The organism is Pseudoxanthomonas suwonensis, assembly GCF_000972865.1.
GTDB lineage: Bacteria > Pseudomonadota > Gammaproteobacteria > Xanthomonadales > Xanthomonadaceae > Pseudoxanthomonas > Pseudoxanthomonas suwonensis_B.
In genome coordinates, this window is record NZ_CP011144.1 from 1,547,634 (window position 1) to 1,570,480 (window position 22,847).

The 22,847-nt window shown below is 71.1% G+C and carries 21 protein-coding genes; 2 read left to right on the plus strand and 19 right to left on the minus strand.

Features of this window, described 5'->3' with window-relative positions:
• Positions 1-73: 73 nt before the first annotated feature.
• The 4 genes from WQ53_RS06510 to ubiE all read right to left on the minus strand — a co-directional run bounded on the left by WQ53_RS06510 (position 74) and on the right by ubiE (position 4,326).
• Positions 74-355, minus strand: a complete 282-nt coding sequence (locus WQ53_RS06510) for a hypothetical protein (RefSeq protein ID WP_236685915.1) — start codon at positions 353-355, stop codon at positions 74-76.
• A 21-nt stretch (positions 356-376) separates the two neighbouring features.
• Positions 377-1,117, minus strand: a complete 741-nt coding sequence (locus WQ53_RS06515; RefSeq protein WP_052633954.1) for a hypothetical protein — start codon at positions 1,115-1,117, stop codon at positions 377-379.
• Between the two features lie 144 nt (positions 1,118-1,261).
• Entirely contained in the window at positions 1,262-3,232 is a 1,971-nt protein-coding gene (locus WQ53_RS06520; RefSeq protein ID WP_052631317.1) for a M1 family metallopeptidase, read from the minus strand.
• Between the two features lie 332 nt (positions 3,233-3,564).
• Positions 3,565-4,326 carry a bifunctional demethylmenaquinone methyltransferase/2-methoxy-6-polyprenyl-1,4-benzoquinol methylase UbiE gene (gene ubiE, locus WQ53_RS06525; protein WP_052631318.1) on the minus strand — a complete coding sequence of 254 codons (762 nt, stop codon included), beginning with the start codon at positions 4,324-4,326 and terminating at the stop codon, positions 3,565-3,567.
• 88 nt (positions 4,327-4,414) lie between these two features.
• On the opposite strand from ubiE, the gene WQ53_RS06530 reads away from it, so the two are divergent.
• Positions 4,415-4,885, plus strand: coding sequence for a nucleoside deaminase (locus tag WQ53_RS06530; RefSeq protein WP_052631319.1), 471 nt, complete (start codon positions 4,415-4,417; stop codon positions 4,883-4,885).
• Between the two features lie 31 nt (positions 4,886-4,916).
• Here WQ53_RS06530 and hslU read toward each other — a convergent pair whose 3' ends face one another.
• The 11 genes from hslU to WQ53_RS06585 form a co-directional block, all read right to left on the minus strand.
• Positions 4,917-6,281 (minus strand): ATP-dependent protease ATPase subunit HslU, encoded by a 1,365-nt coding sequence (gene hslU / locus WQ53_RS06535; protein WP_052631320.1) that lies wholly within the window; start codon positions 6,279-6,281, stop codon positions 4,917-4,919.
• A gap of 81 nt (positions 6,282-6,362) precedes the next feature.
• Complete coding sequence (gene hslV / locus WQ53_RS06540) at positions 6,363-6,914, minus strand: ATP-dependent protease subunit HslV (RefSeq protein ID WP_052631321.1); 552 nt, start codon at positions 6,912-6,914, stop codon at positions 6,363-6,365.
• Positions 6,915-7,185: 271 nt separating this feature from the next.
• The gene (xerC, locus tag WQ53_RS06545; RefSeq protein WP_052631322.1) at positions 7,186-8,073 is read right to left on the minus strand and encodes a tyrosine recombinase XerC; all 888 of its coding nucleotides are present in this window, start codon (positions 8,071-8,073) and stop codon (positions 7,186-7,188) included.
• Positions 8,074-8,432: 359 nt separating this feature from the next.
• The gene (locus WQ53_RS06550; protein WP_052631323.1) at positions 8,433-9,107 is read right to left on the minus strand and encodes a DUF484 family protein; all 675 of its coding nucleotides are present in this window, start codon (positions 9,105-9,107) and stop codon (positions 8,433-8,435) included.
• Entirely contained in the window at positions 9,104-9,943 is an 840-nt protein-coding gene (dapF, locus tag WQ53_RS06555; RefSeq protein ID WP_052631324.1) for a diaminopimelate epimerase, read from the minus strand. The genes WQ53_RS06550 and dapF overlap by 4 nt, the downstream gene beginning before the upstream one ends.
• Complete coding sequence (lptM, locus tag WQ53_RS06560; protein ID WP_052631325.1) at positions 9,936-10,151, minus strand: LPS translocon maturation chaperone LptM; 216 nt, start codon at positions 10,149-10,151, stop codon at positions 9,936-9,938. The genes dapF and lptM overlap by 8 nt, the downstream gene beginning before the upstream one ends.
• A gap of 266 nt (positions 10,152-10,417) precedes the next feature.
• Positions 10,418-10,831, minus strand: coding sequence for a YbaN family protein (locus WQ53_RS06565; protein ID WP_052631326.1), 414 nt, complete (start codon positions 10,829-10,831; stop codon positions 10,418-10,420).
• 265 nt (positions 10,832-11,096) lie between these two features.
• Positions 11,097-13,337, minus strand: coding sequence for a S9 family peptidase (locus WQ53_RS06570; protein ID WP_428992273.1), 2,241 nt, complete (start codon positions 13,335-13,337; stop codon positions 11,097-11,099).
• Positions 13,338-13,420: 83 nt separating this feature from the next.
• Entirely contained in the window at positions 13,421-15,517 is a 2,097-nt protein-coding gene (locus WQ53_RS06575) for a prolyl oligopeptidase family serine peptidase (protein WP_052631327.1), read from the minus strand.
• A gap of 162 nt (positions 15,518-15,679) precedes the next feature.
• The gene (locus WQ53_RS06580) at positions 15,680-16,012 is read right to left on the minus strand and encodes a hypothetical protein (protein ID WP_052631328.1); all 333 of its coding nucleotides are present in this window, start codon (positions 16,010-16,012) and stop codon (positions 15,680-15,682) included.
• 516 nt (positions 16,013-16,528) lie between these two features.
• Positions 16,529-17,497 (minus strand): helix-turn-helix transcriptional regulator, encoded by a 969-nt coding sequence (locus WQ53_RS06585; protein ID WP_052631329.1) that lies wholly within the window; start codon positions 17,495-17,497, stop codon positions 16,529-16,531.
• A 170-nt stretch (positions 17,498-17,667) separates the two neighbouring features.
• Here WQ53_RS06585 and WQ53_RS17320 point away from each other — a divergent pair, with 170 nt between their 5' ends.
• Positions 17,668-18,471, plus strand: a complete 804-nt coding sequence (locus tag WQ53_RS17320; protein ID WP_052631330.1) for a hypothetical protein — start codon at positions 17,668-17,670, stop codon at positions 18,469-18,471.
• Positions 18,472-19,175: 704 nt separating this feature from the next.
• Here WQ53_RS17320 and hemC read toward each other — a convergent pair.
• The 4 genes from hemC to WQ53_RS06610 form a co-directional block, all read right to left on the minus strand.
• A complete protein-coding gene (gene hemC / locus WQ53_RS06595) occupies positions 19,176-20,084 on the minus strand; it encodes a hydroxymethylbilane synthase (protein WP_052631331.1) in 909 nt (302 codons plus the stop codon).
• A 309-nt stretch (positions 20,085-20,393) separates the two neighbouring features.
• Positions 20,394-21,119 carry a LytR/AlgR family response regulator transcription factor gene (locus tag WQ53_RS06600; RefSeq protein ID WP_173427204.1) on the minus strand — a complete coding sequence of 242 codons (726 nt, stop codon included), beginning with the start codon at positions 21,117-21,119 and terminating at the stop codon, positions 20,394-20,396.
• A gap of 6 nt (positions 21,120-21,125) precedes the next feature.
• Positions 21,126-22,142 carry a sensor histidine kinase gene (locus WQ53_RS06605; protein WP_052633957.1) on the minus strand — a complete coding sequence of 339 codons (1,017 nt, stop codon included), beginning with the start codon at positions 22,140-22,142 and terminating at the stop codon, positions 21,126-21,128.
• Positions 22,143-22,175: 33 nt separating this feature from the next.
• A complete protein-coding gene (locus tag WQ53_RS06610) occupies positions 22,176-22,841 on the minus strand; it encodes an alpha/beta hydrolase (protein ID WP_052631332.1) in 666 nt (221 codons plus the stop codon).
• Positions 22,842-22,847 lie beyond the last annotated feature (6 nt).

Sequence of the window (22,847 nt, forward strand, 5' to 3'; positions counted from 1 at the left end):
GGAGCCGGGTTCAGCCGGCGACACGACGACGCCGGCACAGGCGACGCCCTCGTGATTCCGACGCCCGTGTCGATCAAGACGGCGACAGGGAAGCGGTGCGGCCCGCCGTTTCCGCATCGGCCCGATAGCCGGCCGCTTCCCGTTCCAGCCAGGCCGGCAGGTCCCGACGCCGTACCCGCTCGCGCCTGGACTGGGCCAGCCGCTCCAGCATCCACGCCCGCTTGCCGGAATCCTCGCCGGCCAGCGACAGCGCCAGGTCGCGGTCCATCCAGCGCCGGACCAGCAGGTACAGCACCACGTGCAGGGCGAGCGCCGGCACGGTGACCGCGGCCACGATCAGGTAGTCGATGTTCACGACGGCTCGCCGCGGCGCGGCTCAATCCCAGCCCGGCATCTGGCTGCCGTCCAGGCCACCGACCTCGAACGTGGCGGTGCGGGTGCCGCCGGCCTTCACCGGGAACTCGACCTGCAACCGCTGCGCCTGGCGCATCTGCCTCCACAGGCCGCGGTAGTCTTCGATGAACATGGCGATGGCCTCGTCGGTCTTCGGCCGCCACGCGGACATCGACTTCGGCGCCGCGTCGTCGAACGTCACCCGGACCTTGCAGCCGCCGTAGCAATTGAAGTCCCCGCCCTGCAGCACCAGGTAGGCGCTGCGCTTCCACTCGGGATGGTCGCGGATCACCAGCTGCACCGTGGCCGGCGCGCTGCCGCCGGTATCGACCGGCTCGGCGCTGAGGATCGCCGCCGTACGCTGCTCGCCCTTGCCGGCAGCCACCCGCGCGTAGTTCCAAAGCGCGGCCAGCCGGCGCTGCTCGCGCGCGGCCTCGGCCCGGGCGGCGACCTCGGCCAGCGCGGGCTCGACCTCCGCCGCGGCCGGCGTGCCGGGGTACTGCGCCAGCAGCGCGGCGCCGTGTACGCGGGCCAGTTCCCAGTTGTTGGCGGCCACCGCCGCGTCGTACTCACGCTGCAGCTGCGCGGCGGCCTGCTCCTTCGCCTGTGCCTCGGCCGCCAGCTGCGCCTGGCGCTGGGCCTCGCGGTCGGTGCAGGCGGTGGCGGCGAGCGCGGCGGCCGCCAGCAGCATGGCACGAGCCAAGCGGGACGTGGTCGGGGTCATGGCCGTGCTCCTGTACGGAAGGTCGCGATGCAGTTCGATTCCCGTCATCCCCGCGGAGGCGGGGATCCAGTGACTTCAAGCTTCGCTGGCTAAAGTCACCGGGTTCCCGCCTGCGCGGGAACGACGGCATTGCAATAAGCGTTGCTACGGTTGCCCGGACTGTTCCGGAGTTTCAGCAGCGGCCCGGCCCGGCAAGACAGCACCGGCCCTGGCCAGCACCGCCTCGACCGAGGCGGTGGTGATCGGGTGGTAGCCCGGACGGGCGCGCTCGAATGCCTCGCGGGCGAAGGCCAGGCCGTCCGGCGTCTTCGCCAGTTCCTCGTAGATCGGCAGGATCAGCTTGCGCCGGCCGACGCGCTCGATGAACTCGCCCGCTGCCGGGCGCGCCTCCAGGTAGCCGCTGCGCAGCGCCAGCGGGTACCAGCGCATGGCGATCTCGCCATTCGGCGTGCCGCTGAATCCGTAGGCAGCGTCGAGCTGGGCCAGCTGTTCCGGCTTGAGCGTGTTGCCCATGCCTTCCAGGAAGTGCACCCAGGCCTGGGTGCCCCAGTCGACGGTGATCTGCGGGTTGGGCAGCTGGGCGCTGCCGCGCCAGGCGATGCGCGCGGTGTCGACGTTGGAGAACATGCGCGACCTGGCCGGGGGGGCGAATGCCGGGATGCCCGGCTGGTTGAGCCAGGCATCCAGTTCTTCCGGGAGCACCGCGTTGGGATTCTTCGGCAGCAGGTTCTGCTTCAGGTACGCGACGAACTGGTCGGTGTCTGCGCTCTGGAAGGCGTGGTCGTCGAACCAGCCGCGCAGGAACGGATCGAACACCTCGCGGCCGAAGCGCTGCTCCAGGAACTGCAGGAACCAGGCGCCCTTGACGTAGGCCACCTCGCTCAGCGCCTCGTCCGGGTCACGCTCGGCCAGCGGCGGCAGGGCCAAGGCCTGGTCGGCCGGGCTCATGCCGGCCAGGTCCTTCTTCAGCCCGGCCTGGTCGATCTGGCGCTCCATCTCGGCCATCTCCTCGCCGTACAGCGCCTCGGTGATGCGGCCCTGCACGTAGGTGGTGAAGCCTTCGTTGAGCCAGATGTCCTTCCAGGTGGCGTTGGTCACCAGGTTGCCGGACCAGCTGTGCGCCAGTTCATGGGCAATCAGCGAGACCAGCGACTTGTCGCCGACGATGACGGTCGGGGTGATGAAGCTCAGGCGCGGGTTCTCCATGCCGCCGAACGGGAACGACGGCGGCAGCACCAGCATGTCGTAACGCTCCCAGCGGTACGGGCCATACAGCTTCTCGGTGGCGGCGATCATCTGCTCGGTATCGGCGAACTCGGCGGTGGCGCGCTCGACCATCGCCGGCTCGGCCCACACGCCGCTGCGCGCGGAGATCGGCTTGAACACCAGGTCGCCGGCGGCGATCGCCAGCAGGTACGACGGGATCGGCTGCGGCATCGAGAACACGTACTCGCCGTCACGCACCGCGGCCGGGTCGTTGTCGGCGCTCATCAGCACCATCACGTCGGGCCGGGTGTTGACCCTGGCGCTGTAGGTGAAGCGCACGCTCGGGGTGTCCTGCAGCGGCACCCAGCTGCGCGCGTGGATCGCCTGCGACTGGCTGAACATGAAGGGCAACTCCTTGCCCTCGGTCATCGACGGCTCCAGCCACTGCAGGCCCGAGGCGGTCGGCGCGGTGTGGTAGCTGACGCGGATGCGCGGGTTGCGCTGCGGCGCCTCGATGGTCAGCTTGCTGCCGAACACCGGATCGGCGTCAGCCAGCGTGAACGGCAGCGGTGCCCAGGCGCCGTCGGCCTCGCCGTCGACCTGCCGGATGGTCAGCTCGCGGGTGTCGAGCACCAGCGCGGTGGCCTTGGGATCGGTCCAGTCCAAGGTGTAGGTGGCGGTGCCGGCCAGCTGCTTCTGGTCGAAGTCCAGGTTCAGGTCCAGGGCCAGGTCGGTGATCCGGACCTTGCCGGGCTCGGCGTAGGAGCTTTCGTCGTGGCGGCGCGCGGAAGCGGGGGCTTCCCTGGCGGGCTTGGCGGCGGGCTGGGCGTCGGCCGGACCGGCCTTGTCGCCGGAGCAGCCGCTGGTGGCGGCGATCATGGCAAGGGAGAACAGGAGGGGAAAGCGCATGCGGACATGGAGCCTGGATCGGGGAAGCGGGCAGTTTACCTTGCACGCCCTGTCCGGCCGTTGACGCCCTGCCCGACCCGCGTCGCACTTTCTGCAGGAGCCGGGCTTGCGCGACGCCGTCGACACAGGCGACATCCTCATGGTCCCGACGCCCGTGTCGCCGACTGAAGTCAGCTCCTACAGAAGAGCGGCCGCACCGGTGCTGTTGCAGGAGCCGGGTTCAGCCGGCGACCCGACGCCGTCGGCCCAGGCGACTCCCTCGTGGTCCCGACGCCCGTGTCGCCAGCAAGCTGGGCTCCAAGGACAGGACCGACCGCGCGTCGCGCGGCACTTCAGACCCTGTAGCCGGTATGCACCGCGACGATGCCGCCGCTGAGGTTGACGTAGCCGCAGCGCGACAGCCCCGCCGCTTCCATCATCGCCTGCAACTGCTCCTGCGGCGGATGCTGGCGGATGCTCTCGGCCAGGTACTGGTAGCTGCCGGCGTCGCCGGCGAACAGCTGGCCCAGCTTCGGCAGCACCTTGAACGAATGGAAGTCGTACAGCGGCTTGAACCAGTCCGCGCGCACTTCCGAGAACTCCAGCACGCGCGCCTGCCCACCCACCCGCAGCACCCGCGCGATCTCGCGCAGCGCCGCGTCCTTGTCGGTGACGTTGCGCAGGCCGAAGGCCATGGTCACCAGGTCGAAGCTGGCGTCCGGGAACGGCAGCTTCTCGGCGTTGCACTGCACGTACTCCAGCCCGGCGACCAGGCCGCGGTCGGTCAGCCGGTCGCGGCCGACCGAGAGCATGCCGGCGTTGATGTCGCCAAGAACGATAGAGCCGGCCTCGCCCACGCGCGGCTTGAGCAGCGCGGCGATGTCGCCGGTGCCGCCGGCCAGGTCGAGCACGCGGTCACCCGGCTTGGCCTGGCAGGTGGCGACGAAGTAGCGCTTCCACACCCGATGGATGCCCAGGCTCATCAGGTCGTTCATCAGGTCGTACTTGCCCGCGACCGAAGTGAAGACCTCGCCGACCAGCTTCTGCTTCTCGCCGGCCGGCACGTCCCTGAAGCCGAAATGGGTGGTGCCGCGCTCGTAGGGGGATTCGTTCATGCGCCGATTATGGCACCGGACGCCGACCACACGGGTGCAACGGGCCGCTCGACGCGGCAGACTGGCGGCCCGTTCCGCCTGTGCCGCCATGACCACGCCCGACTACCGCGCCATGCTCGCCGTCGCCGTCGCCGAAGCCCGCCAGGGCCTGGCCGAGGGCGGCATCCCGATCGGCGCGGCGCTGTTCGCCCGCGACGGCACCCTGCTCGGCAGCGGCCACAACCGTCGCATCCAGGAAGGCGACCCGTCGGTGCACGGCGAGACCGACGCCTTCCGCAAGGCCGGCCGCCAGCGCTCCTACCGCGACACGATCATGGTCACCACCCTGTCGCCGTGCTGGTACTGCAGCGGCCTGGTGCGCCAGTTCGGCATCGGCACCGTAGTGATGGGCGAATCGGTCAATTTCCACGGCGGCCACGACTGGCTGCGAGAGCATGGTGTGGACGTGGTCGACCTGGCCGACCCGGAATGCATCGCCATGCTGGGCAACTGGATCGCCGCCCATCCGGAGGTGTGGCACGAGGACATCGGCGAGGACGACGACTGCGGCGGCCATTGAGCGCCGCCGCGCCGTCCCGCGGCGACGCGGGTCAGAGGATGTAGCGGCTCAGGTCCGGGTCCTGCACCAGTTCGCCCAGGTGCGCATCGACGTAGCCACGGTCGACAGTGACCGCCTGGCCGTCGCGGTCGGGTGCCTCGTAGCTGAGCGTGTCGAGCAGGCGCTCGAGCACGGTGTGCAGGCGGCGCGCGCCGATGTTCTCCTGGCGCTCGTTGACCTGCGCGGCGATCTCGGCGAGGCGGTCGACGGCGTCGGCGGTGAACGCCAGCTTCACCCCTTCGGTGGCCATCAGTTCCACGTACTGGCGGGTCAGCGCGGCCCTGGGCTCGGTGAGGATGCGGACGAAATCGTCCTTGCTCAGCGCCGACAGCTCGACCCGGATCGGGAAGCGGCCCTGCAGTTCCGGGATCAGGTCGGACGGCTTGGCCAGGTGGAACGCGCCGCTGGCAATGAACAGGATGTGGTCGGTCTTGACCGTGCCGTACTTGGTGGAGACGTTGGAGCCCTCGACCAGCGGCAGCAGGTCGCGCTGCACGCCCTCGCGGCTGACATCGCCGCCGCCGACGTTCTCGCCGCGCTTGGCGACCTTGTCGATCTCGTCGATGAAGACGATGCCGTGCTGCTCGCAGGCCTCGACCGCCTGGGCGCGGATCTCGTCCTCGTTGACCAGCCTGCCCGCCTCTTCCTCGATCAGGTGCGGGCGCGCGGCCTTGATCGTCACCGTGCGCTTCTGCGACTTGCCGCCGCCGAGGTTGGCGAACATCTGCCGCAGCTGCTGGCCCATCTCCTCCATGCCCGGCGGGGTCATGATGTCCACGCCGGCATTGGCCGCCAGCTCCAGCTCGATTTCGCGCTCGTCCAGTTCGCCGGCACGCAGCATCCTGCGGAACTTGGCGCGGGTGGAGTCCTCGGGGCCGGAGACCTGCACTTCGGCACGCGCCTCCGGATCGAAACCCATCGCCGGCGCACGCCGCGGCAACAGCGCATCGAGGATGCGGTCCTCGGCGCGCTCCTCGGCCTGCAGGCGCACCCGGGTCTTGGCCTGCTCGCGGTACATCTTCACCGCGGTGTCGGCCAGGTCGCGCACGATCTGCTCCACGTCCTTGCCGACGTAGCCGACCTCGGTGAAACGGGTGGCCTCGACCTTGACGAACGGGGCGTTGGCCAGCGTCGCCAGCCGCCGCGCGATCTCGGTCTTGCCCACGCCGGTGGGGCCGATCATCAGGATGTTCTTGGGCATGACCTCGTTGCGCAGCTCCGGCTCGAGCTGCATGCGCCGCCAGCGGTTGCGCAGGGCGATAGCCACCGCGCGCTTGGCCGACTGCTGGCCGATGATGTGGCGGTCCAGTTCCTGCACGATCTCGCGCGGGGTCATGGTGGTGTTGGTGTCGGGCATGGGATTCGTTTCTGTAGGGAGCGGCGTGGGCCGCGACAGACGGAACGGGGGCGGAAACGGAGATCGCGGCTCGCGCCGCTCCTACAGTTCCTCGACCACCACGTTGCGGTTGGTGTAGATGCAGATGTCGCCGGCGATGTTCAGCGCTTCGACCGCGATGGACTTCGCGTCCAGCGCGGTGTGCGCCAGCAGCGCGCGCGCGGCCGACAGCGCGTAGCTGCCGCCGGAGCCGATGGCGATGAGCCCGTCCTCCGGCTCGATCACGTCGCCGGTGCCGCTGATGATCAGCGAAGTGTCCTGGTCGGCCACCGCCAGCAGCGCCTCGAGCTTTCCGTAGCGGCGATCGGTGCGCCAGTCCTTGGCCAGTTCCACCGCGGCGCGCTGCAGCTGGCCGTGCTTTTCGAGCTTGGCCTCGAACAGTTCGAACAGGGTAAAGGCGTCGGCAGCCGCGCCGGCGAAGCCCGCCAGCACCTGGCCGTCGCGGCCCAGGCGGCGCACCTTGCGCGCATTGCCCTTCATCACCGTGTGGCCGAGGGTGACCTGGCCGTCGCCGGCCACGGCGACCTTGCCGTCACGGCGCACGGAAATGATGGTGGTGGCGTGGAACACGTGGGGGTTCTGGCTGGGGTCCATGCGGCCTCCGGGAAGCTGTCCCGGTGACTTGGGGGCGGTCCGGCGGGCGATCAAGCCCGGCAGGGCATGGCATCGGCCGGTCATACCTCCCCATCCCCGTCGTCCCGGCGTAGGCCGGGATCCAGTGACTTGTCCGCGTGGGTGCAGAAGCAAAGGCGCTGGGTCCCGGCCTACGCCGGGACGACGGGGCCTGAGGGGCGACGCTCCCGTCCTGGTTTCCTTTTTCTGTTTCCCGTTTCGCATCGCGCCCGACGAGCGGTCGCGATGCCCGTTACGCGCCCGCCTTCTTCCGCTTGGCGCGCGGATGCGCCGCGTCGTAGACCTTGGCCAGGTGCTGGAAGTCGAGGTGGGTGTAGATCTGGGTGGTGGCGATGTCGGCGTGGCCGAGCAGTTCCTGCACGCCGCGCAGGTCGCCGGAGGATTCCAGCACGTGGCTGGCGAAGCTGTGCCGCAGCATGTGCGGGTGCACGTGCTTGAACAGGCCCTGGCGTGCGGCCAGCTGGCGGATGCGGATCTGCACCGCGCGCTGGCTGATCGGCCCGGCGCCACGGCCGGGAAAGACGAAGGCGTCGGCCCCGGCGCCGGTGGAGGCGCGCCATTCCTCCAGCGCGCGCCGCGCATGCGAGCCGACCGGCACGCTGCGCTGCTTGGCGCCCTTGCCCAGCACCGTGACCAGGCCGACATCCAGTTGCAGGTCGCTCCAGCGCAGCGCGCACAGCTCGCTCAGGCGCAGGCCGGAGGAATAGAACAGTTCCAGCAGCGCGCGGTCGCGCAGGCCCAGCGGCGCGTCGGTCGGCACCTCGACCAGGCGCACCGCTTCGTCCACGTCCAGCACCTGCGGCAGCCGGCGCGGCGCCTTGGGCGCGCGCAGGCCGGCGGCGGGACTGGCGGGGATCGCGCCGTTCTTCAGCAGCCAGGCGTAGTAGCTGCGGCAGGCCGACAGGCGCCGCTGCAGGCTCTTGGGCGACAGCCCGCGGCGGTGTTCGGTGGCGACGAACTCGCGCAGGTGGGCACTGTCCAGACCCGCCGGTTCACCGGCGCCGTGTGCCTGCGCCCAGCCGGCCAGCGCGTCGAGGTCGCGGCGGTAGGCATCGAGCGTATGCGCCGACATTGCCCGTTCCACGCGCAGGTGATCGAGGAAATCGTCGATGCCGTTCATCCGGGAAGGGAGCCGCCGCGCATGCGCGCATGATGCGCGCAAACCGCGGTGGGCGCGAACGTGCCTGCCTTGCACCGCTCGTCCTTCTGTATGCCCGCGACGCGACGACGCCGGCACGGGCGACGCCCTCGTGATCCCGACGCCCGTGTCGCCGACTGAAGTCGGCTCCTACAGAGAGCGGTCGCGCCGCAGCTGTTGTAGGAGCCGGGTTCAGCCGGCGACCCGACGCCGTCGGCACAAGCGACGCCCTCATGGTCCCGACGCCCGTGTCGCCAGCAAGCTGGGCTCCTGCAGACGGTATGCAGGCCGAGCCATGCGGATGCGGCTCCCCGGCGACCGCAAGGATCGCCGCCGCGCGGTCAGTCGCCGAACCGCTCCAGCGCCACCACCAGGGACTCGCCCATCATCCGCAGGAACAGCGTGCCCATGCCCGGGTAGAAGCGGTTGGGGTCGTGGCTGCCGACCGCGACCAGGCCCACGCCAGTCAGCGCCAACAGCGCGCTGGACTGCACGTCCTCCTGGCGCAGGCCGTACAGGATCGCGTTCTTCTCCGCCTGCAGGCGCCCGCACAGCGGCTCGCCGTCGCGCAGCGCGTCGCGGAACGGGGCCAGCTCCGGCTCGCCTTCGCCGCGCACCTGCAGCCACTCGGCGTCCTCCATCCCGGCCACCGGGCGGAACGAGACGATCCGCACCAGGTCGCCGTTGAAGTCCTCGGCCAGCGAGGCGGCCATCGCGCGCAGGGTGTCGGCGTAGTTGTCCTGGCGCATCAGCGACAGGGTCAACTGGTGGGTGCGCACCGCCAGCCGCTCGTTGTCCTGGGCGTTGGCCGACAGTTCGGCCAGCCGCCGCGATAACTCGCGGTTCTTGTCGCGCAGCACTTCCAGCTGGTAGCTGGCCAGCGAGGCGGTGCGGCCGTCGTCGCGCGGCACCACCAGGCTCAGGGCCAGGTCCGGGAACTGCTTGAGGAAGCCCGGGTGCCGGCGCAGCCACGCCGCGACCTCGTGCGCGCCCAGCTTGTCCTGTGTCTCGCTCATGCCTGCCATTCCCCTTCGAATACGAACGCCGCCGGTCCGGCCATGATGACCTGCGCATCATCGGCCGGCCAGCGGATGTGCAGGTCGCCGCCGGGCAGCGACACGGTGGCCTCGCGCGCCAGGCGCCCGCGCCGCACCAGCGAAGCCACCGCCGCGCAGGCGCCGCTGCCGCAGGCCAGGGTCTCGCCGACGCCGCGCTCGTACACGCGCAGGCGGATGCGGTCCGGCGCCAGCACCTGGGCGAAGCCGACGTTGCAGGACTGCGGGAAGGCGGCTGAACGCTGCAGCTCCGGTCCGAGCCGGGCCACATCGGCGGCGACCGCGTCGGCGACTTCGATCACCACGTGCGGGTTGCCCATCGAGACCGCGCCGAACGCCACGCGGGTGCCGTTCAGGTCCAGCGCGTATTCGGCCTGCTCCGCGGCGAAGCCGGCCAGCGGCACGTCGGCCGGAGCGAAGCGCGGCACGCCCATGGCGATGGCGTAGCGGTCGCCGCCCAGGTTCTCCACCTCGTGCGCCGCCACCGGGCTGTCCACGGTGAAGCGTGGGCCGGCGGCGGTGCCGTCGCGCACCAGCCATGCCGCCACGCAGCGCGCGCCGTTGCCGCACTGGCCCGAGGCGCTGCCGTCGGCGTTCCAGATGCCGTAGGCGGCCACCGCGCCGGGACTGCGCGGCGGCTCGATGGTCAGGATCTGGTCGCAGCCCACGCCGGTGTGGCGGTCGGCCAGCCGCGCCGCCAGCGCGGCATCGGGTGGCGGTGCACCGTCGCGCAGGTCGATGACGACGAAGTCGTTGCCGGCGCCGTGCATCTTGCTGAAGCGCAATGGCTCAGCCATCCGCGTCGGCGCCCGGATCGTCCGCCGCGTCCGCGTCGGTCGGGTCCTGCAGGGCGGGATCCGTGGCCGGCTCGGCGGCCGGGGGCGGCACCGGCACCTCCTGCTCGGCGGGTACCGGCTCCTGCGGCATCACCAGCGGACCCTTGTTGCCGCAGGCGGCCAGCGCCAGCGCGACGGCAGCGGCGGAGAGAACTGTCTTGGTGTTCATGCGCCCGAAGTATAGCGAGGCGATGGCAAGGCGCCGTATGCGGCGCCCGCCTTTGTAGGAGCACAGCTTGCTGGCGACACGGGCGTCGGAAACGCGGGGGCGTCGCCTGGGCCGACGGCGTCGGGTCGCCGGCTGAACCCGGCTCCTACAACAGCACCGGCGCGGCCACTCTCCTGTAGGAGCTGACTTCAGTCGGCGACACGGGCGTCGGGATCATGAGGCCGTCGCCTGTGCCGACGGCGTCACGTCGCGGGCAAACCCGGCTCCTACAAAGGCGAGTCCGGGCCGGCCGGGGGTGGTTCGGGGCGCAGCCACAACCAGGTGCCGACCACGGTCATGCAGCCGATCGGCAGGAACACCATCCAGGCCCGGTGCGAAGGCACTGCGACCATCACCAGCAGCAACAGCACCGCGCAGGCCAGCATGGTCCAGGTCGCCGCCCATTTCGCCCGCCGCGGCACCGCACGGTGCTCGCGCCAGGCCAGGATCATCGGGCCGAAGGTCGGGTGCGCCAGCAGCCGCTGTTCCAGGCGCTTGGATCCACGCGCCGCGGCCCAGGCCGCGATGATCACGAATACCGTGGTCGGCAGCCCCGGCACGAAGATGCCGACGATGCCCACGCCCAGGCTGGCGTAGGCCAGCAGCCACCATGCCCAGCGGAAGCGTCGGCGCTCGTTCATCGGCGCACATCATAGGCGCCCGGGCTTGGTTCTTCCGCAGCAGCCCGGCTTGCTGGCGACACGGGCGCGGAACCACGCCATGAGGCGACATGCCTGCCAGGGGTGAGGAACGCGCCGCCGCGCGCGACGCAGGCGAAACGCTCGGGTCTTGCCTTGGTCGGTTGTGTCGACAGCGTCGGGTCGCCGATGAATCGGCTCCTACCACGACACGGGCGTTGGAATCACGGGGCCATCGCCCGTGCCGGCGGCACGGGCGACGCCGGCATCAGGGTGTGTCGGCCACGCCCAGCTGGTCGAGCATGAAGGCGTACATCTCGGCCTGTTCGCGGAAGCGGCGGAAACGTCCCGACTTGCCGCCGTGACCGGCCTCCATGTTGGTGCGGAACACCACCGGACGCTCGCCGGTGTTGAGGTCGCGCAGGCGCGCGATGTACTTGGCCGGCTCCCAGTACTGCACCTGCGAATCCCACAGGCCGGTGCCGACGAACATCGCCGGGTAGGCCTTGGCCTCGAGGTTGTCGTACGGCGAGTAGCGGACGATGTAGTCGTAGAACTCCTTCTGCTCCGGGTTGCCCCACTCGTCGTACTCGTTGGTGGTCAGCGGGATGCTCGGGTCGAGCATGGTCGTGGCCACGTCGACGAACGGCACCTGTGACAGGATCACGTCGTACTTCTCCGGCGCCATGTTCGCCACCGCGCCCACCAGCAGGCCGCCGGCGCTGCCGCCGTAGGCCGCCACCCGGTCCGGCGCCGCATAGCCTTCCTTCACCAGGAAATCGGTGACGTCGATGAAGTCGGTGAAGGTGTTGACCTTGTTGAGCAGCTTGCCGTCCTCGTACCACTTGCGGCCCATTTCCTGGCCGCCGCGGATGTGGGCGATGGCGTAGACCACGCCGCGGTCGAGCAGGCTGACGCTGGTCGCGCTGAAGCCCGGGTCCATCGACATGCCGTAGCTGCCATACCCGTACTGCAGCAGCGGCGCGGTGCCGTCCTTCTGGAAGCCCTTGCGGTAGACCAGGGTCACCGGGATCCGGGTGCTGCCGTCGCGCGCCGGTGCCCAGACGCGCTCGGTGACGTACTGCGACGGGTCGTAGCCCGGCACCGGCTGCTGCTTGAGCTGGCGGCGCTCGCCGGTCTTGACGTTGAGCTCGTAGGTGGTGGCCGGCGTGGTCAGCGAGGTGTAGCCGTAGCGCAGCCAGTCGCTGTCGCTTTCCGGGTTGGCCGACAGGCCCATCGAGTACGCCGGCTCGTCGGCCTTCACGTATTCCTCGCTGCCGTCGGCCCCGCTGTCGTCGAACTTGCGCAGGCGGATCCGCTCGAGCGCGTCGGAGCGCTCGGACACCGCCAGGAAGCCGTCGAACAGGGCGAAGTCCTCGATGAATACCGCTTCGTCGTGCGCGACCAGGTCCTGCCAGTCCGCGCGCGAGGTCGAGCCGGTCGGCGCGGTGACCAGCTTGAAGTTGGTGGCGCCATCGGCATTGGTGCGGATCACCCAGCGGTCGCCGAGGTGGTCGGCGTCGTATTCCACGTCGCGCTCGCGCGGGGCCAGCACGGTGAACTCGCGCGGGTCGGCCGCCGGCGCGCAGCGCATTTCGTTGGACACGGTGCTGTCCACGACGATGCAGATGAAGCGGTCGTCGCGGGTACGGCCCACGCCCATGTAGAAGCTGTCGTCCTGCTCCTCGTAGACCTGCGCGTCGGCGCCGGCGGGGGTGCCCAGCACATGCTTCTTCACGCGCTTGGTCAGCAGCGTGTCCGGGTCGTTCTCGACGTAGAACAGGGTCTTGTTGTCGTCGGCCCAGACCAGGTTCGGCGACACGCCCGCGACCGCGTCGGGCAGCGTCTGGCCGGTTTCCAGGTCAATGAAGCGGACGGTGTACTGGCGGCGGCCGTTGAGGTCCTCAGCGTAGGCGAGCAGGCGGTTGTCCTGGCTCACCTCCCAGGCGCCGACCTGGTAGTAGTCCTTGCCCTCGGCCAGCCGGTTGACGTCGAGCAGCACCTGCTCCCCGGCGAAATCGCCGGCGTCGTTGGCCTGCTGGATCGACAGCGCGTCAACGCCGTCGCCGTCCTGGCGGCGCGCATGGATGGGATAGTCCTTGCCCGACTCGAAGCGCGAGTAGTACCACCAGCCGCGCTCGCGGTACGGCACGCTGCTGTCGTCCTGCTTGATGCGCCCGACGATCTCGTCGTACAGCCTGTCCTGGACGCCCTTGAGCGGGGCCAGCACCGAGTCGGCGTAGGCGTTCTCGGCCTGGAGGTAGGCCAGCACGTCCGGGTTCTCGCGCTTGTCGTCGCGCAGCCAGTAGTACCCGTCGTCGCGTTCGGCGCCGTGCGGCGCGGTGACCGCGTGCGGACGCAGTTCGGCATCGGGCGGCGTGGCCGCGGCGGCGACGGCACGGGGCTCGGCGCGGTGCTGGGCGTTGGCCGGGGCGTCATGGCCGGAATTGCAGGCGGACAGGGTGGTCATCAGCAGGGAACCTGCGAACAGGAGGGGGATCGGTTTCATGGATGGGGCCTGGATGGCGGGATGCAATGCCGGTAGGGGCCGGAAATGCCCTGCCCCGCTTTCGCGGGGCAGGGGTCCGGGACTCACTTCTTGCTCAAGCGCTCCCACAGGAAGCTGTAGGCCAGCGCCGACATGTGCGCGGCCTGGGCGTTGTTGGCCGCGCCGCCGTGGCCGCCTTCGATGTTCTCGTAGTAGGTCACGTCCTTGCCGGCCTCGATCATCTTCGCCGCCATCTTGCGCGCGTGGCCCGGGTGGACGCGGTCGTCGCGGGTGGAGGTGGTGAAGATCACCGGCGGGTAGTCCCTGGCCGGATCGAACAGGTGGTACGGCGAGAAGCCCTGGATGAACTCCCAGTCGGCGGTATCCGGATTGCCGTACTCGGCCATCCACGAGGCGCCGGCCAGCAGCTTGTTGTAGCGCTTCATGTCCAGCAGCGGCACCTGCACCACCACCGCACCGAGCAGCTCCGGGTACTGGGTGAGCATGTTGCCGGTGAGCAGGCCGCCGTTGCTGCCGCCCTGCACGCCCAGGTGCTGCGGCGAGGTGATGCCGCGCGCGATCAGGTCCTGGGCGACCGCGGCGAAGTCCTCGTAGGCCTTGTGCCGGTTGCCCTTCAGCGCGGCCTGGTGCCAGCGCGGGCCATACTCGCCACCGCCGCGGATGTTGGCCACCGCATAGACACCGCCGCGGTCGATCCACGAGCGGCCCAGGCCGCCGGAGTAACCCGGAGTCAGCGCGATCTCGAAGCCGCCATAGCCGTACAGCAGGGTCGGGTTGGCGCCGTCGAACTTCAGGCCCTTCGGCCGCACTAGGAAGTACGGCACGCGGGTGCCGTCCTTGCTGGTGGCGAAGTGCTGCTCGATCACGTCGTCGGAGCCGTCGAAGAACGACGGCATCGCCTTCAGCTGCTCGGGCTGCTGGCCGATCTGCGCCAGCGACAGCGTGGTCGGAGTCAGGTAGTCGGTGGCGGTCAGCCACACCGCGTCGGACTCGTCGTTGTCCACCGCCGACACGCCCAGCGTGCCGAACGTCGGCGCGCCGGTGAATTCGCTGCGCTTCCAGCCCTGCGCGGTCGGGGTCAGCACGCTGAGCCGGTTCTTGACGTCGTCCAGCACGTTCAGCACCAGGTGGTTCCTGGTCCAGGCGAAGCTGGCCAGCGAGGTGCTGTCGGTCGGCTCGAACAGCACGTCGAACTCGCGCTTGCCGGCCATGAAGTCGTCGAACTTCGCCGCCAGCAGCGAGCCGGCCGCGTAGGTCCTGCCGCCCACGGTCCATGGCTCGCGCAGCTCCAGGGTCAGCCACTCGCGCTTGACGCCCTTGTTGGCCGAGTTGGGCGCGTCGACCTTGGCCAGCTTGTCGCCGGCGCCGATCAGGTACAGCTCGTCGTTGTAGAAGGCCAGCGTGCGGCTGACGAAATCGCGCGCGAAGCCGGGCGTATCGTCGTGGTAGGCGGCGATGTACATGTCGTCGGGCTTGCCCTCGTACACCACCTTGGCCGATTCCAGCGGGGTGCCGCGCTTCCAGCGCTTGGCCACCCGCGGGTAGCCGGACTCGGTCATCGTGCCGGGACCGAAGTCGGTGTAGACGTAGACCGTGTCCCGGTCGATCCACTGCAGCCCGCCCTTGGCCTCGGGACGGAAGAAGCCGCCCTCGACCCAGGACTTGCCCGCCAGGTCGAACTCGCGGGTGACATTGGCGTCGGCGCCGCCGCGCGACAGCGCGACCAGGCAGCGGGTGTAGTCCGGGCGCAGGCAGTCGGCGCCATGCCAGACCCAGTTCTCGCCCTCGGCCTTGTTCAGCGCGTCCAGGTCGATGATGGTTTCCCAGGCCGGGTTCGGCTTGCGGTATTCCTCCAGCGTGGTCCGGCGCCAGATGCCGCGCTCGTGGTTCCTGTCCTTCCAGAAGTTGTAGTACCAGTCGCCGATCTTCTGCACGCCGGGGATCTTGGCGTCGGAGTCCAGCACCTCGCGGATACCCGCCTCCATGGCCTTGAAGGCCGGGGTGGACGCCAGCGCGGCATCGGTCTTCGCGTTCTGGGCGCGGACCCAGTCCAGCGCCTTGTCGCCGGTCACGTCCTCCAGCCACTGGTAGGGGTCGTCGGCCACGGCGGGCTCCTGGGCATGGGCCGCACCGGCGGCGATGAGGCCGGCGACAAGGCAGGCCTGGGCAAAACGGGACATCAAGCGACTCCGGGATCCGGTCGAATGGACCGCGGACGCTAGCACAGGCCGGACTTCAATCCCCCGTGCCGATGGTCAGGCCAGCCCGCTGCCGGGCCGCCGCCGGGCTGTTGGGGCGACTGCCGGCTGGCCGCCCTTGGCGGCGGGTTCTGCCACCGATGCTCAGGCCGCCCGCCGATCGGCGGACGCTGACTGCACGGGCCGCCGCCGCGCCTGGCCACCCCGGCGCCGGCGGCGGGATCCGACCGCGGCCAGGCGCCCCGGCAGCCGCAGCGGGAAGCGATGCAGGGCCCACCAGGCCACGGCCGGCATGGCCACCAGCCACAGCGGCCACCAGCCCAGCCACGGACTGGAACCGCGCAGCGCCGGAACCAGGGCCACCGCCAGCAGGCCGAGAGCCAGCCAGCGCCGCAGCAGCGCCTCGAGCCGCGGATCGGGCCGGGTCCCGGCCAGGTGGAGGGCGAAGACGGCGGGCGTGGGCGACCAGGTCGGCATGGCGGCGGCTCCTTCGGTTGGGAGCCGCAGGGTGCGCGGGGGGCATCTCAGGGGCTGCGACGTGGCAACTGGAGTGCGAAGTGCAGGCCTTGGCCCCGGAGGCGGACGACCGCCCCGGATGCGGGTCATGGACTCGATCGATGCAGGAACCAGGACGGCCCTTCACCTTCCGCCGTTTGCCGTTTGCCGTTTGCCGTTTGCCGTTTGCCGTTTGCCGTTTGCCGTTTGCCGTTTGCCGTTTGCCGTTTGCCGTTTGCCGTTTGCCGTTTGCCGTTTGCCGTTTGCCGTTTGCCGTTTGTAGGAGCTGACTTCAGTCGGCGACACGACGCTTTGGGCACAGGCGACGTACTCATGGTTCCGACGCCCGTGTCGCCGACTGAAGTCAGCTCCTACAAACGGCAAGGCGCCGGCTCAGCCCGGGCAGGAGCCACTGTCGCCGGGCGGGAATGAAACCTTCCGGCGCCCGCCGAAGGCCGCCGCCGCCCGGCAGGCGCCATTGCCGGAAGCAGCAGCGCCTCAGCGGTCGTATTGCGACAGCGCCAGCGACAGCAGTGACTTGGCCTGCTCGCGCAGCATCGCCGGCTCGAGGATCTCGGCGTCGGCACCGTAGTGCAGCACGTCCATCAGCAGCTCGCGCGACACGCTGTAGGGCAGCTTCAGCTCATAGCGGCCGTCGGCCAGGAACCGTCCCTGCTGCTTGGAATGCCAGTGCTCGTCGGCAACCCAGCGCGCGACCTTGGCGCTGAACACGATCGTCGCCCAGCCCTTGGGCTCGCCGGAGAAGATGCCGTAGCTGGAAGCCAGGTGCTGGTCCAGCACCTCTTCCTCCAGGTCGCGCGCGGTTTCCTCCAGTTGCCGCGCCTGGCTGATCCGGTCCACGGCGAAGCTGCGCAGCGCCTCGCGCTCGTGGTCCCAGGCGTCGAGATACCAGTTGTCGCGGTAGTGGGTGATCCGTTGCGGCGAGACCTGGCGGCGGGTGGTCTCGTTGGTGGAGCGGGCGCGGTATTCGAACGCCAGCCGGCGGCGCTCGAGCACCGCCGAGGCGACGGTGCGGAAGCTGGCCTCGTCCAGCCGGCGGCCGCGGTGCGCGATCACCCGCACCCGCTCGACCGGCCACTGGCTGACCCCGGCCTGGGCGGCGAGCAACCCCTCGATCCGCTGCTGCAACGGCGCCAGTACGGTCGACAGCACGCCGCCGCCGGTGCGGCGCAGCAACTGCTGCGAGGCCAGCAGCGCGTACAGTTCCTCGGAACTGAGCCACAGCCCGGGCAGCTCGAAGCGATCGCTCTCGGCGGCGGCGTAGCGGAAGCCGGCCTCGCCGTCGCCCTCGACCGGGGCCATCAGCGCGTCGCGCAGGAACGCCAGGTCGCGGTAGACGGTGGCGCGCGAGCAACCCAGCTCTTCCTGCAGCCGCGGCACCGTGACCGGGTAGCGCGCGGCCTTGAGGATGCGGTGCAGCGCGTTGATGCGTTCGTAGCGGTCCATGCCCCGGATTATGGCGTGATGTGGCGTGCGGTGGTGGCCGGCCGCGCGACCGGCGTGGCCGGATTGCCGACCGGCGCCCCGGACCGGCGCCGGCGGCGATGGCAGAATCCGGCGGGCAGGGGACGAATTTGGCGACGCACGGCGGCCCGGCCGCCCATTGGGGGAAACGCATGGAATCCAGTCTTGGCGGTGGACGTGGTCCGGCCATTGCGGAGGCGGCACCGCCGGCGCCGACGGTCCTGCGCGCCGGCCTGTCGGCGCTGGCCGGCGCCGGTTGCGGGCTGGTGCTGTGGCTGGCGCTCAGCGGCGCGTTGCTGGCCCGCGGCACCGGCACGACGCGCTATCTGGTCGATCTGCAGCTCTGGGGCCTGGGCCTGGGCGTGCTGCTGGCCGCGGCCGGACTGGGCCTGCTGTGGCCACGTCCCGCGGTACCCGGCCGCTGGTGGCTGCGTGGCGCGGTGGCATGGATCGTGGTGCTCGCCAGCGGCATCGCCCTGGCGCTGTTGCAGCTGCGTACGCAACCGGATCCGACCGCGCAGGCGCTGCTGGCGGTGCTCGCCTGCAGTGGCGCGCTGGCCACGATCGCCGCGCTGGTGCTGCTCGAAACCGGACAGGCCGGCATGCGGCTTCCGGCCCGGCTGGCGCTGGCGCTGCTGGGTGGCGCGACACTGCTGTTCGCGCTGATCGCGCTGCGCTGGCCGGGGCCGATCCTGGCCGCCGGCCCGGTGCCGTCGCTGGTGCTGCTGGTGGCGGTGACGGCCGGGCTGCTGGCGGCTGCGTGGCAAGGACAGGGCGGCCTGCGGCCGTGGGCGCAGCGGCGCGGACGCTGGCTGGCGCTGTTGCTGCTGGCGGCGCTGCCGCTGTTGCTGGCCGCGCTGCTGTACCTGCAGCCGGACTGGGCGCGCGCGCTGTGGCCCCTGGTGGCGCTGTCGGTGCTGGCCGGCACGCTGGTGGAGCGCCTGGAGTCGCGCTGAGCCGCGGCGAGCACGGCGATGTCGGCGGACCGCGATGCGCGCGCGCCCGACCGACCAACTCGTGCTTCGCGCTTTTCGTAGGAGCCGGGCTTGCCCGCGACCTGACGCTGTCGGCACGGGCGACGTCCTCGTGGTATCGACGCCCGTGTCGCCGACTGAAGTCAGCTCCTACAGAAGAGCACCGCGCCGCGGCGGTTGTAGGAGCCGGGTTCAGCCGGCGACACGACGCCATCGGCCCAGGCGACGCCCTCGTGATTCCGACGCCCGTGTCGCCGACTGAAGTCAGCTCCTACAGAAGAGCGGCCGCGCTGCGGCTGCTGTAGGAGCCGGGTTCAGCCGGCGACACGACGCCGTCGGCACAGGCGACGCCCTCGTGATTCCGACGCCCGTGTCGCCGACTGAAGTCAGCTCCTACAGAAGAGCGGCCGCGCCGCAGCGGTTGTAGGAGCCGAGTTCAGCCGGCGACACGACGCCATCGGCCCAGGCGACGTCCTCGTGATTCCGACGCCCGTGTCGCCGACTGAACTCGGCTCCTACAGAAGAGCGGCCGCGCCGCAGCGGTTGTAGGAGCCGAGTTCAGCCGGCGACACGACGCCGTCGGCACGGGCGGCGCCCTCGTGGTCGACGCGCCCGCGTCGCCAGCATGCAGGACTGCATGGCGGGGCCGAAGGACGGCGCTGCGCGATGCCCGATCGGCGTCCCGATCAGTCCAGGAAGCGCGCCGCGCCGCGCGCGAGCAGGTCGCCGGCCACCGCCCGGCCCAGCGCCTGCGGCTGGCCGGCATCGCCCTCGCCCTGCGCCTGCACGCCGCTGCCGTCGCTGGCCGAGCCGACCCAGGCGCGCAGCCGCAGGCGCGCGCCGTCCAGTTCCGCGTAGGCGGCCACCGGCACGTGGCAGCTGCCGTGCAGGGCGAGGTTGAGCGCGCGCTCGGCCTCGATCCGGATGCGCGTGGGCGCGTGTTCCAGCACCGAAACCAGCGCCCGGATGCGCGCGTCGCCGGCTCGCGTCTCCACCGCGACCACCGCCTGCGCCGGCGCCGGCAGCCATTCCGGCGGCGCCAGCCGGGCACGGATGCGCGCGTCCAGTCCCAGCCGCTGCAGCCCGGCGCACGCCAGGACTATGGCGTCGTACTCGCCGGCGTCGAGCTTGGCCAGGCGCGTGTTGACGTTGCCGCGCAGGTCGCGCAGCTGCAGGTCCGGCCGCCGCGCGCGCAGCTGCGCCTGCCGGCGCAGCGAGGAGGTGCCGACCACCGCGCCCTGCGGCAACGAGGCGATGCCGTTGAAGGCGTTGCTGACGAAGGCATCGGCCGGATCGGCGCGCTCGAGCACCGCCGGCAGTTCGAAGCCCGGCTCCAGCTCCATCGGTACGTCCTTGAGCGAATGCACCGCGCAATCGGCCTCGCCGCGCTGCATGGCCAGTTCAAGTTCCTTCAAGAAGAGGCCCTTGCCGCCGATCGCCGCCAGCGAACGGTCCAGCTGCTCGTCGCCGCGGGTGCTCATCGGCACCAGCACCACCTCCAGCCCGGGATGGGCCGCGCGCAGGCGCGCGGCGACGTGTTCGCTCTGCCACAGGGCGAGCGGGCTCTTGCGGGTGGCGATGCGCAGGCTGTCCATGCGCGCATTATCCGGGATCGGTGGGGCAGAAGCGTCGGCTTCGGAAGGGGTCCGCCGTGCCCTGGGGGTCTGGCGTCCCCAAGGCGAACGGAGCCACGACCTGGAAGCTCCCGAAGGCGTGGCAGGCCGGGTGTGTTGCGGCAGCGGCCATGGATGGCCGCGTGGCGAGTTCGGCACAGGGACGTGCCGCGAGCCACCGCAACACACCCGGCCTGCCACGGCTCCCTCCGAAGCCGATGAGCCCAAACGCTGTCGCTGTTGCTGTTCTGCCGTGCCGGTGCCGCCGACCGTATCGAACCCGTCAAGAACCTACAGGTGCCGCAGCGTCTGCCGCAGCTGCGGCACGCAGCGGCGGCTGACCTCCAGCGGCGCGCCGCCGCTGCGCAGCACCGCCTGGACGTGGCCGTCGGCGCCGCGGCGCAGCTCGACCAGTTCCTGGCGCGCGACCAGGCAGTTGCGGTGGATGCGGACGAAGCGGTCGGCGAACTCGTCCTCCAGCGACTTGAGCGATTCCTCGATCAGGTCCTCGCCGCGGGCGTGGTGCACGACCACGTACTTCTCCTCGGCCTGCAGGTAGCGCACCTCCTCCAGCGGGATCAGCCGCAAGCTGCCGCGCAGGCGCGCGCACAGGTGGGTGCGCTTGCCGTTGCCGGTCGCCGGCCGCCCGGCCAGGAAGGTGCGCACGCGTTCCAGCGCGGCGGCCAGCCGTTCCGGGCGCACCGGCTTGACCAGGTAGTCGAGCGCGGCGGCCTCGAACGCGGACAGCGCGTGCGCGTCGTAGGCGGTGCAGAACACCACCGCGGTCGACGGGCTGGCCTCGGCCAGCAGGCGCGCGGTCTCCAGGCCGTCGATGCCGGGCATGGCGATGTCCAGCAGCACCACGTGCGGCTGGTGCGCGGCGCAGGCGTCGAGCACCTGCTGGCCGTCGCCGGCCTCGGCCACCACCTCCACCGCGGCCTCGTCGGCGAGCAGCATCCGCAGGCGCTCGCGCGCCAGCGGCTCGTCGTCGGCGATCACCAGCTTCAGGCTAGGCATTAGGCATCAGGCAAGTGGCAGCATGACCTCGCAGGCATAGTAGCCGTCGGCCCAGCCGGCCGTCACCCGCGCCTGCGGACCGAAGCGCCAGGCCAGGCGGTGGGCGATGCTGCGCTGGGCGTGGCCGGCGCCGCGGTGCAACGACGCCAGCGACGGGTCCTGCGGCGCCGGCGCCGGGTTGCGCACGCGCACGTGCAGGCCGGCCGCGTCGCTCCACAGCGCGATCGACACGGTGCCGCCCTCCGGCAGGCGCGAGATGCCATGCAGCACCGCGTTCTCCACCAGCGGCTGCAGCACCAGGCGCGGCAACGGCAACTCCCACGGCAGCGGTTCGCGCTTGTCCCACTCCACCCGCAGGCGCTCGCCCAGGCGCAGCTGCTCGATCGACAGGTATTGCGCGGCCAGCTCGCACTCGGCGGCCAGGGTCGATTCGCCCTCGCCGGCGCCCAGTGCGGCGCGGAACAGGTCCGACAGGTCCAGCACCGCGCGCTCGGCCACCGCCGGGTCGCGGCGCAGCAGGCTTGCGATCAGGTTCATGCTGTTGAACAGGAAGTGGGGCCGGATCCGCGCCTGCAGTGCGTCGGCCTCGGCACGGGCGTTGGCCTCGATCTGCACGGCCCAGCGGTCGCTGACGTAGAAGTGGCGCAGCGCCAGCGCCACGATCAGCGCGGCCACCGCCGCGCTGCCGCCGGCAAAGCGCCCGAAGTCCACGCCCAGCGGCTCGGCACCCAGGGCGCTGTAAAGCGCGTGGATCACCCCGGCGCCGACGAAGGCGACCAACGCCGCCAGCGCCACCGCCGCCGCCGCGCCGACCCGCTGCGGCAGCCGCGAGATCGGCGCGCGCAGCTTGCACAGCAGCACCGCTACCGCCAGCGCCAGCCACAGCGCCAGGCCGCTGGCGGACAGGAAGCGCGCCAGCGTCCAGGTGCGCGCGTCGTCGGGCGCCAGCACCAGCACCACCACCACCAGCTCGGCCAGGCCCAGCAGCGCCGCCAGCCGCGGCAGCCGGCACAGGTCCGGCAGCCAGGGCGCTTGGCGGCGCGGGTCGCGCACCGGTCAGGCCGCCAGCCGCCGGTCCAGCCAGTCGCCCAGGTCGGCGATCTCCTGCGCGCAGACCTGGTGCGCCATCGGGTAGCGGTGCCATTCGACCTCGAAGCCCACGCGTTCGAGCATCTGCGCGCTGGCCTGGCCGTACTGCACCGGGATCACCGGGTCGCTGTCGCCATGGGCGAAGAACACCGGCTGGGCGACGGCGTTGGGATGGCGCTGCGCGGCCACCGCCGCACCGCCGGGCAGGTAGGTCGACAGCGCGACCAGGCCGGCCAGCGGCTCGCGCCGGCGCAGGCCCGCAGCCAGCGCGATCGCCCCGCCCTGCGAGAAGCCCGCCAGCAGGATGCGCGACGGCGGGGTGCCGCGCTCGGCCTCGCGCGCGAGCAGCGCCTCGACCTGCCGCACCGATTCCTCGACGCCCTCGGCCTCGGCGCGGGTGGCGAAGTCCATGCCGACGATGTCGTACCAGGCGCGCATGCGCATGCCGCCGTTGATCGTCACCGGGCGCACCGGCGCATGCGGAAACACGAAGCGCAGCGCCGGCCAGTGCCGGCGCACCAGTTCGGGCACGATCGGGGCGAAGTCATTGCCGTCGGCGCCCAGGCCGTGCAGCCACAGCACCGTCCACGCCGGCGCCGGGCCGGTCTCCTGCTCGACGCATTCCAGCAGCATGGTCTG